Source organism: Sphingobacterium bambusae, assembly GCF_033955345.1.
GTDB classification, from domain to species: Bacteria; Bacteroidota; Bacteroidia; order Sphingobacteriales; family Sphingobacteriaceae; genus Sphingobacterium; species Sphingobacterium bambusae.
This window is the reverse complement of the sequence record NZ_CP138332.1, coordinates 1,928,141-1,943,323: the sequence shown is the minus strand read 5'-3', so window position 1 is coordinate 1,943,323 and position 15,183 is coordinate 1,928,141. Positions and strand designations below refer to the sequence as shown.

The window sequence follows — 15,183 nt, the reverse complement described above, 5'->3', positions numbered from 1 at the left end:
CGCTCGTTATCTGTATGAAAAGAATATGAAAAGCATGAAGATAAAGTACTTATTGATATGGGGGATGACCGGTTTATTCTTGACAGGGCAGGCACAGGTGCTGCCCTACAAGAATAGTAAGCTACCGATTACAGATCGGGTTGATGATTTGCTCGGCCGTATGACGGTGGAAGAAAAAGTGGGGCAGCTCTCCAAGTTATTGGGTTGGGAGATGTACGAGAAATCAGGGAAAACCGTTCGGGCCAGCCAAAAACTGAAGGATGTTGTCAAGCAGCAGCATATCGGTTTGCTGTGGGCCACACTGCGCGCGGATCCTTGGACCCAGAAGACCTTGACCAATGGATTGAGTTCCAAGGAAGCGGCGCAAGCGACCAATGCTATTCAACGTTTTATGCTGGATAGTACGCGTTTAGGAATTCCATTGCTGCTATCCGAAGAAGCACCACATGGACACATGGCTATCGGAGCAACGGTTTTTCCAACGGCTATTGGGCAGGCCAGTACTTGGAATCCGACCTTGATCCAATCGATGGCCAGTGCTATTGCACGTGAAACATCCGCCGTAGGCGGTAAGAACGGTTATGGGCCTGTGCTGGATCTAGCACGCGACCCGCGTTGGTCACGAACGGAGGAGACTTATGGAGAGGATCCCTATCTGATAGGACAAATGGGAAAGGCTATGGTTACCGGTTTTCAGGGAACAAAGATTGGGGAGGCAGACAAGATTATTTCCACCTTGAAGCATTTCGTGGCCTATGCTGTTCCCGAAGGAGGACACAATGGTGGTAGTGTGAGCGTTGGCGAGCGTGCGCTGTTGCAGTACTTTCTGCCTCCTTTTGAACAGGCGGTGAAAGCTGGAGCAGCATCGGTGATGACAGCTTACAATTCTATTGATGGCGTTCCTTGTTCGGCTAATCCTTGGCTGTTGAATGATATCCTGCGTAAACAGTGGGGATTTCAAGGTTTTGTGGTTTCCGATTTGTTGAGTATTTCGGGTCTTAATGGAGGACATGGCACCGCAACCGATGCGGTGGATGCGGCGCAACAAAGCCTAAACGCAGGCCTTGATGTGGATCTAAGCGGATCTGGCTACAACCAGAACCTGTTGGAGGCGGTGAAAACGGGTCGTGTAGATCAACAGACGTTGGATCGCGCGGTGGCACGCGTGCTTTATCAAAAATTTGCCTTAGGTCTTTTTGATCGGCCGTATGTGGATGAAAAGGCTGTCGATAAGAAGGTAGGGACGAAGGAGCACCTGGACCTTGCTCGCAAGGTGGCTCGCGAGGCGGTCGTATTATTGAAGAACGACAACCAGCTGTTGCCGTTGAGCAAATCGCTGAAGCGGATTGCCGTAATTGGGCCGAATGCTGATAATATGTACAATCAATTGGGCGATTACACTGCGCCGCAGCCGGAAGAAAAAGTGAAAACGGTGCTTGCCGGAATTCGTGCTGCTGTGTCTAAAAATACCCAAGTGGATTACGTGAAAGGCTGTGCGATTCGGGATACCACTGCTTCTGATATCGCAGTTGCCGTTCGGGCGGCCTCCGAAGCGGATGTGACCGTACTCGTTTTAGGGGGATCCAGTGCTCGAGATTTTAAGACATCTTATCAAGCTACCGGAGCAGCCAACGTGGATAGTGGAGCTAGTACGCTTAGCGATATGGAAAGCGGCGAAGGATTTGACCGCGCAAGTTTGGATCTTTTGGGCGACCAATTGAAATTATTACAGGCTTTGCAGGCTACCGGTAAACCGTTGGTTTTAGTTACTATTATGGGGCGACCATTGAACCTCAACTGGGCAGCGGCACATGTGCCTGCTATCGTGAACGCTTGGTATCCCGGTCAGGAAGGTGGTTTGGCGATTGCTGATGTGCTATTTGGCGACTATAACCCTGCGGGAAGATTGCCTATCTCCATTGCTCGTTATGTAGGTCAGCTTCCTGTGCACTATAACCATACAAAGCCAAAACACCACGATTACGTGGAGTCTGATGCAAAGCCGCTCTACGCTTTTGGTTATGGCTTAAGTTACACCAGCTTTACCTATAGCAACCTTCGGGTAGCGCTTGCAGAGCAGGTCGATGATTTTGCCTGCACAGTGCGTGTGGATGTGAAGAACACGGGAAACCGCGATGGTGAAGAGGTGGTGCAGCTGTATGCGATCGATGAGGTGAGCAGCGTCGTGACGCCGGTGAAACAACTGAAGAAATTTACACGGCAGGCGATTAAGCAAGGTGAAACGAAAGAATTATCTTTTGTGCTTACTAAAGAAGACCTCAAGTTATGGGGGCTGGACAAACAATGGAAAACCGAAAAAGGTAAATTCACGTTGTTGCTTGGCGGTTCTTCGGATGATGCCAAGCTAACTGGAGAGTTTGTATTGGCTAAGGACTACGCTTTTTAGAAAAGATATTTTTCAAGATGAAAGCCCTGTGTATGTTAAAACATGCACAGGGTTTTTTATTTGGCTTAGGGCTACTATGTTCAAAGGACTGATTTTGTCCTAGCCGTGATGGTATTATCAAACTTTAATATAAATCTTCTTTTTATCTAATGCATAACCAATAATCCACATCAGTAGTAAGAAGCTTAATGCGTAGGCTAGCGAGCCCCACTCCGGAATGCCCGGTATTTTTGCGCATATGTGCTGATAATACCAGTTCAGCGCACTCGTGTATACGATGGATCCATCCTCGGAAGTACCGTCTTGAATACGGAAAAGGCTTAGGAATCGAGGGAGCAGCCCACTGAGCACGAAGATGAAAAGTGGATTTTTGCCGAAAACATCAAAGAATTTGGTGAGTTTATTTTTTACAGCTTGTACCTCTATAAACCAGATCATGCTTCCGATCGTCAGCATGGCCAACCCGATGGTGTAAAGTACATAAGAACTGGTCCATATCTTTTTGTTGATGGGAAATCCTAAGGACCAAGCCCAAGCGAGCAGCAAACTGATAAATCCGGTTACAAAGAGACCGCTGAGCAACTTAAAATGTGGCTCTTGTGAGGATGGTACTTTTGTCCATAGCCAGTCCACCGATCCTTGTCGAGCAATGAAAACACCCGTCAAATAGCCAAAGATGACCTGCACAATCGCTGGAATGGTACTAGCGAGCCCTTCGGGGTCGAAGGCTACACCTTCACCTTTGTACATATGTGCCGGCCCGATAAGCTGTTTATCGATGTCGGTACCAAACCACCCTGCCAATGAATAGGGATCATCGCCGCCAAGAAAAACCGTTAGGCTCCAATAACCAAGAAGAATAACCGCGGAAATGTAGATCAGATTTTTGGGTTTAAGGTAGTAGGCTAGGACGGAAGCAAAGCCGTAGGCTAGGGCTATGCGTTGCAGAACGCCCATAATACGTATTCCTTTATCAGGATCGGCCGTATTGACCCACTCGCGCCAAGTTAGGTTATCGCCTGTCCATTGCACAAAAGGCCAATAATTTAGGAAAAATCCGATGGCGAAGATCAATACCGTTCGTCGAATAACTTTTTTCCAGAAAACGGATGCACCGGCCGCCTGTAAACGCGGAATGACAAAGGACATGGCATTACCAACGGCAAAAAGAAAAAATGGAAAGACCAAATCGGTCGGTGTGCAGCCATGCCAAGGCGCATGCTTTAACGGTGCAAAGGTATGCGCCCAGCTTCCAGGGTTGTTGACCAGTATCATGAGTGCCACGGTGGCACCGCGAAATACATCCAATGAATAGTAGCGTTGTTTGGCCTGTAAAGTCTCCATGGACAGTTTGATTTTAGGTGTAGCATAAAGGTACAATTTGTTTAGATGTTTAGTGATACATTTTTTTTACCTACTTTGAACTCTTTTTTTTTTTTAAATATTTCACAGATAACACAGTAAATTTTTGAAGTAGACGATGTTTTTCTAACGTTGATGCGCGATAACACGTGAAGATGATTATTTAAGACAATAATATTTTTAATAAATAGGTTTGTTTAATTGTAATATATATGCTACATCTTTTTAATTTTTTTAAAAAGTATTTGGAAGATATTCTTCCCAAATATATATTTGCTTTAACTAACTAATCACGGGGCATTGTGGATAACCTAAAATCAACAATATTAAAGCATCTGTACTTTAACGGTACACAGTCTATTGCGGAGGTCAGCGATGGGATTGGGAAGAGTATTCCTCTTATCACTCGCTCGATGAACGAGCTGATGGATGATGGGCTTATTACAGAAGTAGGCTTGCGCGCTTCTACTGGCGGACGGCGAGCGATGAATTTCGCATTGCGTACAGCTATGCATGGTTGTCTGCTAGCCGTTGCGGTCGATCAGTATTCCGTTAGCATAGGCGCTTTTGATATCGAAAATAAGCCAGTCACGACGATCTACAAAAGTGCTATCGAATTGAAACGCGAGGAGGAAGTCTATGCTATTTTATTGAGCATGATTGATGATGTCTTGGCGAGTCTTTCCGAACGCTCGGTGCTCGCTATCGGTATTACGTTGCCTGGGTTTGTCGATGCACAGACGGGGGTGAATAACTCTTATAGCCCTGTTTCGCCGCTCTATGCACTTCGCGATAACATCCGTAAACGCTACCATCTTCCCGCCTACATCGAAAATGACTCTTCGGCGATTGCGATTGCAGAGCAGTATTTTGGAGCAGCCAAATCTGTTGAAGATGCGCTAGTGATTAATCTGAACTGGGGAGTAGGGTTGGGCATGATCATTCAAGGTGGTTTGTTTCGTGGTCATAGTGGTTTCGCAGGCGAGTTTAGTCATATTCCGCTCGCTGATGAAAGCAGATTATGCTCTTGCGGGAAGAAAGGCTGTTTAGAGGTGGAGGCATCTCTCCATTGTGCAATTGACGATATTCAGGAGGCCTTGGCCAATGGCGAACGCTCTTATTTGGAAGATATTTTTTCCCAAGAGAAGGGGATTCAATTCGAGCATCTACTCATTGCATATGAGAAAGGCGATCAGCTGACAATACGCGCGATCAAGAAGATTGCGCATATGCTCGGCAAGGGTATTGCTACGTTGATCCATATCTTGAACCCACAAAAGATTATCGTTAGTGGCCGAGGGGCTGCTTTTGGAGAAGCTTTGGTCCCGCAGATTCTGTCGGCAGTGCAAGAATATTGTATTCCACGCTTAGCCCGTCAAACAAAGTTGGAAATTTCCAACATGGCCGATGTGCAGATTCTTGCGTCTGCCTGTATAGCGGTACAACAATTGGAATGGAAGAAGAAGATTAAAAATCAACTGTCTGATAGGACAGCGTAAAAAGGATGGCAATGTTTGTTGGATTACTCTACAGATATTGAATTTAAAAAAGTTGAGATTACAATACTTATTAACCGAGTTTTTAAATGATTTGACTTAATAGTTGCTGTACGCACTGCTGTAAACAGCCATTTAGTAGCATAACCGATAATTCATCAACAAAATTATATACAAACAACTAATCAGGAAAATTAGCAAAACCTACCCGTCGCGATGACGCGTAATGACCAAATTATTACTACACAAATAAACTAATCGAAAATGAGCAAACTTTACAAAAAAGGTTGCATTTTATCGCTGTTGATGTTGATCAGCATCAGCACGTTATTTGCACAACAATCTGTTACGGGGAGAGTAACAGATGCAAACGGAGCGCTCGCAGGTGTTACTGTCGTTGTTCCAGGTACAACTAGAAGCACGCAGACGGATGCGCAAGGTGCGTACAGCATTCAGGCTTCCCAAGGCGAGAAACTACGTTTCACGACAGTGGGCTATATCGCTCAGGAGTTTACGGTTCAAGGTGCAAGGTTGGATGTGCTATTGAAGGTAATGGAAGGTTCGCTGGATGAAGTTGTCGTGACGGCCTTAGGTATTAAACGGGAGGCAAAGTCGATCGGATATTCGGTTCAGAAGGTTGGTGGTGCAGATATTACGCAAGCCCAGCCTCCTACATTAGCTACTGGTCTGATGGGGAAAGTATCTGGTTTGAATATTAGTGTGCCGAACGGTGTTGAAGGTGGTTCGCAGCGCGTGGTTATTCGGGGAAATACATCGATTTCAGGTAGTAATCAGCCGCTGTATGTTGTGGATGGAATGCCGGTTGACAATAATCCTATCGGCAGTAGAGGGAACGATATCAACAAGGTGGATGGCTCTTACCAAGACTGGGGTTCGGTATTGAATTTTATTAATCCAGACGATATTGAAGAAGTCAATGTCTTAAAAGGACCAAGTGCGGCTGCATTATATGGGGCGCGCGGTGGTAATGGGGTAATTTTGATTACCACAAAAAAAGGTAAGGTCAAAGATGGGTTAGGTATTGATTATAGTTTTTCTTACCGATCTAATGATCCTTTTCGCTTTCAGGAAATGCAGAACGAGTATGGTTATGGTGGTGCGATAGCCTTGTACTCCGCCGTGCCGACATTACCAACGGACGGTTCTGGAAATTTGCGGTATCCTATTGCCGACCCTTGGCAAGGTTCTGTTCTGTCTGACCAACGTTGGTATAGCCAAGGTGCTGTTCCAGGTGGTAAAAATACGTGGGATTACTTCAGTTGGTACGGTACAGGTGCCTCTTGGGGAGCAAAAATGGAAGGGCAGGACGTTATTTGGTGGGATGGTACCACGCGTAAATACTCGCCTCAACCGGACAACCTGCAGTCGTTTTATCGTACAGGTAATACACAAACTCATAACGTAGCCTTCAGTGGTGCCAACGAGTTGGGAAGCATCCGTGTATCCTACACAAGGCAGAATAATACCGCCATTGTGCCCAATAGTAATTTTAGTAACAATACCTTTAATTTTGGAAGTAGTGTAAAGATTTCTAAGAAAGTCACCGCTGACGTGACGGCTAGCTATATTAATTTCGATCGTCTTAATTCACCCGACGTGGGTAATAATAACAATGCTTGGGGCAAGTTTATGACCTATGGTATGTCGCGAGATTATCAAAATATTGAGCAAGATGTCTACCGGAATGCTGATGGAAGTAAAAACCTGTTTAATACCAATACCTACCCTTTAAGTTATCCTTACGGTGGCTACGGGAAGGATATCTACTGGAATACCTATATGAACAATTCCCAATTGAATCGGGATCAGCTTTTGGGTACGATCAAATTAAACGCAGAGTTAACCGATTGGTTGAATGTGATGGGGCGTGTCTCCGGTAACTTCTCATCTGACGAGTTGGAAAAGAAAAATTATCCTATCGACGCCTTGGGCGTAGACGGAAAATATGGGCACGAGATGTACAAGACTACCGATCGCAATTTGGAATTTTTGGCTACTGCACATAAAGACAATCTATGGAACTCAAAGTTCAGCGGAAGCTTTTCCGTAGGTGGAAGTGCATGGAAAACAAATTATAGAGCGGTTCAAGGATGGAATGATGGTCCATTTAATGTACCATATCTATTCTTCTTAAAAAATATCAATAGACAAGGTAACGCAGCAGATTTTCAGCCTGAAGAGGATAGAGCAGAACAGAAAATAAATTCATTGTTTGCTATAGCGAACATCTCTTACGATGACATTTTGTTCTTGGAATTGACCGGGCGAAATGACTGGTCGTCAACTTTGCCGTCCGGCACGAACAGCTATCCTTACCCTGCTGCATCTTTAAGTTATGTGTTCTCTAATAAGTGGGTCAGCAAACCAAGTTGGTTTGAATATGGAAAATTGCGTCTGGCCTTTGCTGGAAGTGCGAGCCCAGCAAAACCTTATCAAACTACCTATATCTATAATTCGGCTCTTTTTGGTGGATCAGCAACGAGAACATTGACCTCGAATTTGTTGCCATTGGATCTTTTGAAACCTCAGCGCTCTAATTCCTACGATTTAGGAGCAGATTTAGGTTTTTTACAAAACCGATTGGGGTTGAACTTCACCTTCTATCAGGTGAACTCTACTTCGCAGATTTTGGATTTGAACGTAGCTCCGTCCTCCGGTGTCTCTACGGTTCGTACGAATACGGGAGAGTTGCTGAATCGTGGGTTTGAATTTACCTTGCGTGGAACAGTTGTTCAGACCCCAGATTTTTCTTGGGATCTTACGCTGAATGGCGCACACAACGTAAATAGGTTAGTGAGTTTAGCAGACGGTATTGATGAATACTATTTGGATCAAATGTTCGGTGCAAACGGCGTAACCATGAAGGTAAAGGTAGGCGACAACTATGGTACGATCTATGGACACGATTTTGTGTACCGTGATGGAAAACGTGTAGTTGAGCGTGTTCTTGATGGCAATGGTAATCCGGCAGGCACGCGTTATGCGACTACATCTGAGCAGGTGGCAATAGGAAATGCGAATCCGAAGATGACCGGTGGTTTGGGAACAACGTTGCGGTATAAAAATTTCTCGCTTTATGGATTGATGGATTTCAAATGGGGCGGCGATATTTGGAGTGGAAGCTATTCCACTGCAATGGGAAATGGGCAGGCTCCAGAGACTTTGTTGGAAAGAAACGGTGGCGGATTGGCATATACCTATCCTGATGGAACAACAGCCAATCATGGGGTGATCATGGACGGTGTTTTTGCCGATGGAACTACGAATACGGATGTCGTACATTATATGTGGAAATATGCTGGAACCTATGCTGCTTGGTCAAATATTAATATGCCACGTAGCGTTGCAGTGATGGATAATTCGTGGATCAAACTTCGGGAAGTAAGACTTTCGTATCAATTGCCAAAAGCCTTCGTTCAGAAAACCAAATTTTTACAGAATCTAAATGCATCCTTGATTGGACGTGACTTGTTCTACATTTATACTAGCTTGCCTGATAAATTAAATCCTGAAGCCGTCAACGGTATCGGAAACGCACAAGGTATCGAGTTTGGTGCTTTACCAGGCGTACGCTCGTTCGGATTCAGTTTAAGCACTTCATTTTAATTTTAGAGATTATGAAACGTTTTAAAATAAAGAATATACTATATTTCTCCCTGTGTTTTGGCACTGTTTTTCTTGCAGGGACTTCGTGCACAAAAGATTTTGAGGAAGTCAATAAGCCTTGGAAAGAAGCTCAAACTGCCGACGTGAATAGCTTGTTTAATGGGGTGCTTTCCAGTTTGGAGCTAACTTGGAATGAACAATCTATTGCCAATTCATTTATTTATCCAATAACCCAATTAGGAACTATCGTTGGTTCTTCTGGATATCGTATGGAGGCCGCTAGTAATGATTTGTGGAAAGATTATTATGAGGCGCTGTTTACGATCAAATTTTTGGAAAAAACAATAAATGAGTCGCCTAATCCGGAGACCCTTACGAATGTAAAAAGTATGTTGGCCATCATCAAAGCCTACAAGACTTTTAAAATGACCGATATCTTTGGTGATATGCCTTATTCGGAGGCTGCTCGCGCTAACGAGGGTAGTGCCTATTATTCCGTTAAGTTCGATTCTCAAAAAGATATCTATATCGCATTATTGAATGACCTGAAGGAAGCTGTTAATGGGTTGTCAACTGCTTCTACACAAGTTAGTTTAGGTACTTCCGAGACTTTGTTGGGGAATAATATTGCCATGTGGCGGAAATTCGGAAATTCATTGCGCCTGCGTTATGCGATGCGTATGCAGGATATAGAGCCTGCTTTGGCCACAACACATGTGCAGGAAGCGTTAGCCTTGCCACTTTTGGAAGATATGGAACACGTAGGCGTTAGCCCCGCTGCGCAAAGCTATACCGGAGAATCAAGAGAATGGTCTTTCAGCGCCAATTGCTATCTACGGATGGGAACGACTGCTTGGAACTTGATGAGCAATTCCAATGCAACAAATGGATCGGGTATTTTTGACCAACGCGCAAAAATTTTCTTTGAAACCAATTACAACGATCAGTGGGTGGCGAAGGAACAGAACGTCAGTGTGACAGAGGGAGGCGATCCTTATAACTACACTATTCGAGATGCCGATTGGACAATGAAGGGGACTGGTAACGGTATTTCAAATTTCAATTTTTATTTCGGACGGGATAAAAATATCCCAGATTTGCTAATCACTGCGGCTGAAGTTTACTTTTTAAAAGCCGAAGCGGCTGTGAAAGGATTGGGAAGAGCAGCGAGCCTAGTCGATGCGAAAGCAAATTACGAAAGTGGTGTGCGTTCTTCGGTTAATTTCTGGACGACCATGGCCCGCACTAGTCCGGTATGGGTTGTCAATAAGCCTACTGCTTTGCCGACAGCCACCGAGTTATTGTGGATAACGGCCAATCCAAAGGTCGCGTTTACAACAGCGCTATCTACTGATGCAGCACTTCGTTTGATTTACGCGCAACGTTGGATCGATAATTTTCGTCAACCCTATGAAGCTTGGGCTCTACAACGGCAAACGGATAGAACGCCACGTTCTACGGTTTCAGACAATTTATATGTTGGTCTTTTTGGAAATTACTTCCGTTTGAATTATGCCGATAACGAGTTTCAGTATAACGCAGCGAATACCGTTTCTGCAACAGGTGGTAAAGATGCATTACAGTGGATGGCGACAAAGGTTTGGTGGGATGTTAATTAGTATTTAGAAGGTTTTGTTTTTCAGGGGGGCGTAAGCCCCCTTTTTTGTTACATAGTCTTGAGCTTGGTCTCAAATTTAATAGTCGATATAGCCTTTTAACACAGGTAGTTGCTGTTTATGTAATTTAAAAATTAACATTAACTTATTAATTTTTTTAAAAAGCTTTGCTCTTTTAATATCTTTTTTTATTTTCACGGCCAGTTATGATGACTACCTAAATGGATAGGCTGTTAAGCTGCAATGAATTTGACAAACGAACTAATCAGGCAATTGTATTATTCCGACGGCTTATCGGTCGCCGAATTAAGCGCATATACAGGAAAAAGCATTCCGAAGGTAACCAGCGAATTGAATAAGCTCTTGGCTAAACAATTGTTGGTTGAAGACGGTTTTGCCGCCTCTACAGGAGGACGACGGGCTATGCGGTATTCGCTCTGTGAAAATCATTTGCCGAGTATTGTCGCTATAGCCATAGATCAGTTTTATACATCCATTGCCATATTGGATGCTAAAAATATCGAACTAGTCCCTACAAAAAAGATCAATACCGATATCTATCACGATAAAGAAGCATTTGCTCGCATAATAGCGAAAACGAAAGAACAACTGTCGCATTTACCGGAAGAAAAAAAACAATATTGCATTGTTGGTGTAACCATGCCAGGTTTTGTCGACAGTGAAAAAGGTATCAACCAATCGTTCCCCTCTAGCTCACCCTTTCATAAGATCAAAGAAAATGTGCAACGTTCGTTAGGGTATCCGACATCGGTAGCCAATGATTCCAGTGCCATCGCTATTGCTGAGCATAAGTTTGGCAACGGGCAAGGATGCGCGGATCTTTTGGTTATTAACTTTAATTGGGGGGTTGGGCTAGGAATGATCATTGGAAACAATTTGTACAGAGGACATAGTGGTTATGCCGGAGAGTTTAGTCATATTCCGCTTGCCAATAGCCAAAAGCTATGTTCCTGTGGCAAAAAGGGCTGTCTAGAAGTGGAGGCTTCTTTGGTTAGCATGCTCGAGACTATCAACCATGCACTTGTCGAAGGGCAGGCGTCTTGCCTGCAGGCTCTTGTCGCAGCAAAGGGAGAGCTGGTCTTGGAAGATGTTATCTCCGCTTTCGGGCAAGGTGATCAGGTCGCTCTGGTTGCTGTTAAACATATTATGCACATGTTAGGAAAGGGGCTTTCCACGCTGATCCATATTATGAATCCCGAGCGTATTATCGTGAGCGGCAAAGCTGTGGGCTTTGGCGATGGACTTCTTCCTGCATTATTTTCCTCGATTCAAGAATACTGTATTCCTCGTCTATCTCGATTGACCGATATTTCGGTTTCTAAACTACCCCATACACAGATTATTGCAAGTGCCTGCATCGCGATGCAGCAAACCATACATGTACATCCGAAACTAATACACAATAATATACAACAACTATGAACAGAGTTTACAAACAATGGTGCAGCTTAACGCTGTTGATGCTTTTTAGCATCACGACGTTATTTGCGCAACAGACCGTTACCGGAAAAGTAACGGACGCCAATGGTGCTCTTCCAGGAGTGACGGTAGCCGTACCGGGCTCAACGAATGGCACACAAACAGATGTTGATGGAAACTACTCCATCCAAGTTAGCGCAGGTGCAAAACTGCGTTTTACCATGGTCGGTTATTTAACACAGGAGTTAACTGTGAGCGGAAATCGATTAAATGTTAACCTTAAGGAGGATGCAGGTGCGCTAGACGAAGTCGTCGTCACGGCGTTAGGGATCAAACGTGAGGCGAAAGCATTAGGTTATGCCGTTAGCAACATTACGCCAAAAGAGTTGACGCAAGCGGGTACTACAAACGTTGCTACAGCGCTATATGGTAAAGCGCCAGGGGTTGCGGTTATGGCGGCTCCAGGTGGAGCTTCCAGTGCCGTGAATATCCAAATTCGTGGTATCAATTCTATCAACTACAATAGGCAACCACTGTTGGTTGTTGATGGTGTAATCATCCGTAATGAGCAGCAAGGTGGCGCTACCGGGAGAAATAATAACAATTATTGGGACGATCAACGTGTCCGTGGTAATGGATTTCTCGATGTGAATCCTGCAGATATTGAAAGTATGAGTATTTTGAAAGGATCGGCTGCGAGTGCACTTTATGGATCTGATGCTGCGAGCGGTGTTATCGTCATCACTACAAAAAAAGGTTCAAAAGATAGAGGTTTAGGCGTTGATTTCAGTTATAACGGATCTATAGAACGAGCGGCTTTTCTTCCGAAATTTCAAAATATCTATGGTCCTGGTTACGACGAAGCAACGAATCTTTCTGCTGGAGCAACTGCGGAGGGATGGATAACCGATCCAAACTCTCCATCTGGTCGTAGACCATACTTCAGTGCATATGGTTCATTCGGGCCTAAATTCACTGGTGAAGAAGTAAGGTGGTGGGACGGTTCTACGCGTAGATACGAGGCACAACCGGATAACTATAAGAACATTTTTGACAATGGGTACAACTCGAATATCAATGTAGGGATCTCTAATCAAACAGATAAGATAAACTATCGCTTGAGTGCAACTCGTATGGATTATAAAAGCACGAGTCCTGGTTCGAAGCAAAACAAAAACACGTTAAACTTAAATTCTTCGGTTAAACTATCTGACAAGATTAGCACAGATATCGTAGCGACTTATATCAATACCAATACGCATAACAGAACATATTTATTGGGACAGGTTTTGGGAAGCTACGCTGGATTTATCAACCGCAGTGAAGATATGTCTTTGTTGAAATCGGCATACCAAAATTCTCAGGGGTACAAGTATTCTACATTATCTACAGCTCGTCCGGAAGCTTTTGTATACAATATGCGTGGATCTAATCTTTTAGATCTTTTTTGGAATCAATATAAAAATAGCTACGATGAGCGTGAAGACCGTTTGTTAACCAGTGCAACGTTGAACTGGGATGTGGTCAAAAATCTAAAATTCCGGGGAAGAATTGGTAACGATGTAACGGCTGCGCAATCAGAAGATATGCGCTACAACGAATATCCCACGGCATATAACTCTTCTTCGAGCAGTACGGGTGGATTTACGACGGCAAAAGGCATCTATAATATTCTATACGGAGATCTATTGTTAACCTATTCTAACTCCATTTCGGAGGATCTTAATTTCTCTGTGAGTGGCGGTTTTCAGTCGAGAAAAGAGAAATTCAATGATCAATCATCAGGTACGACAAATGGACTTGTTACGGAAAATTGGTTTAGCTTGAACAATAGCTACGGAATTTTTTCTGCGTCTAATGCCCGTAAAGAGATGTTGAAGTATGCTTACTTTGGTTTGTTGAATCTCGATTTCAGAAATTATTTATTTTTGGAAGGGACCTTAAGAAGAGAGTATGCTTCAACGCTTCCTGCGCCAAATAACGTTTATAACTATGGATCTGTCAGTGGAGGTTTTGTTTTTAGCGAAGCTTTCAAGATAAATTCCGACAAATTTAATTTTGGTAAATTACGCGCTTCTTATGGTATTGTGGGTAACGACGCTGGCATTTATCAAGCAAATGTTGCTTATAACCAAACATCTTTACAGACCATTAATGGATCTGTTCCTTCTTTAACATACGGATCTAATTACGGAAATCTAAACTTGTTGCCAGAGCGTAAGTATGAATTCGAGATTGGTGCAGAGTTGAAATTCTTTAATAGTCGCTTAGGTCTTGATGTCAGCTATTATGATAACGTAATTAAGAATCAAATTTTGAACCTGAACACGGCTTATTCGGCTGGCGCAACAGCACAGATCGTGAACGTAGGAAAGTTGGCTAACAGAGGTTTGGAGATTTCATTGAGCGGAACGCCGATAGCTACGGAAAATTTCAGCTGGACAACAAGATTAAATTATTCTAAGAACGTTTCCTACGTTGAAGAACTTCCTGCCGGATTGTCAGAATTAGTTTTCTACGACTCGGATCAGAGTTCGCTAAGGGTGGTGGCTAAAAATGGTGATAAATTGGGCGACATCTATGTTTACCCACGCGCTACCGATGAAAATGGCAATCTACTTATTTCGGATGATGGTCTTTACATCATAGACAAGACAAGGTACGAGAAAGTCGGTAATATCCTGCCTAAGGCGATAGGTGGATTAACGAATACGTTCAATTATAAAAATTATTCGTTAGATTTCACGATAGATTATCGTTTCGGCGGGCAGATGGTATCTCAGCCTACTAAGTATCAAACAGGAGCAGGCTTATTCGAAAATACTTTGGACTATCGAGAAGGGGGGATCACATTGGATGGCGTCAACGTGAATACGGGTGAGAAAAACGATGTGAACATCTCTGCTGCAGATTACTATTTGAACACTTTTAACTGGGGCTATGACTCTTGGAACGAAAAAGGATCTGTGTTTGATAACAGCTTTATTAAGATGCGTGAGCTAGCGGTGAGCTATCGTCTACCTAACACCGTGAGCGAAAGATTGAAGCTGAATAACTTGAGATTCTCTTTGGTCGGTCGTAACCTTTTCTACTTCTATCGTACGCTTGAAAATCTTGATCCTGAATCTCCTGTCGGAAATCAATGGTACAGTCAAGGAATTGATGTCGGTTCTTCTGCAGCAACACGAAGTTTCGGATTTTCTATTAACGCAAGCTTCTAGACAAATTTTAATAA

General features: G+C 43.7%; 7 protein-coding genes. 6 read left to right on the top strand and 1 reads right to left on the bottom strand.

The window, feature by feature from the left end:
• Positions 1 to 34 precede the first annotated feature (34 nt).
• Positions 35 to 2,407: a glycoside hydrolase family 3 N-terminal domain-containing protein gene (locus SCB77_RS08315; protein ID WP_320185966.1), complete on the top strand. Its 2,373-nt coding sequence runs from the start codon at positions 35 to 37 to the stop codon at positions 2,405 to 2,407.
• A gap of 117 nt (positions 2,408 to 2,524) precedes the next feature.
• Here the strand turns inward: SCB77_RS08315 and SCB77_RS08310 are convergent, their stop codons facing one another.
• Positions 2,525 to 3,751: an acyltransferase family protein gene (locus SCB77_RS08310; protein ID WP_320185965.1), complete on the bottom strand. Its 1,227-nt coding sequence runs from the start codon at positions 3,749 to 3,751 to the stop codon at positions 2,525 to 2,527.
• Between the two features lie 320 nt (positions 3,752 to 4,071).
• On the opposite strand from SCB77_RS08310, the gene SCB77_RS08305 reads away from it, so the two are divergent.
• The 5 genes from SCB77_RS08305 (at position 4,072) to SCB77_RS08285 (ending at position 15,169) form a co-directional block, all read left to right on the top strand.
• Complete coding sequence (locus SCB77_RS08305) at positions 4,072 to 5,268, top strand: ROK family transcriptional regulator (RefSeq protein WP_320185964.1); 1,197 nt, start codon at positions 4,072 to 4,074, stop codon at positions 5,266 to 5,268.
• Positions 5,269 to 5,529: 261 nt separating this feature from the next.
• On the top strand, positions 5,530 to 8,892 hold the full coding sequence (locus SCB77_RS08300) for a SusC/RagA family TonB-linked outer membrane protein (protein ID WP_320185963.1): 3,363 nt from the start codon (positions 5,530 to 5,532) through the stop codon (positions 8,890 to 8,892).
• 11 nt (positions 8,893 to 8,903) lie between these two features.
• A complete protein-coding gene (locus SCB77_RS08295; RefSeq protein ID WP_320185962.1) occupies positions 8,904 to 10,511 on the top strand; it encodes a SusD/RagB family nutrient-binding outer membrane lipoprotein in 1,608 nt (535 codons plus the stop codon).
• A gap of 240 nt (positions 10,512 to 10,751) precedes the next feature.
• The gene (locus SCB77_RS08290) at positions 10,752 to 11,951 is read left to right on the top strand and encodes an ROK family protein (RefSeq protein WP_320185961.1); all 1,200 of its coding nucleotides are present in this window, start codon (positions 10,752 to 10,754) and stop codon (positions 11,949 to 11,951) included.
• A complete protein-coding gene (locus tag SCB77_RS08285; RefSeq protein ID WP_320185960.1) occupies positions 11,948 to 15,169 on the top strand; it encodes a SusC/RagA family TonB-linked outer membrane protein in 3,222 nt (1,073 codons plus the stop codon). Before SCB77_RS08290 ends, SCB77_RS08285 begins: the two co-directional genes overlap by 4 nt.
• The last annotated feature ends 14 nt before the right edge of the window (positions 15,170 to 15,183 follow it).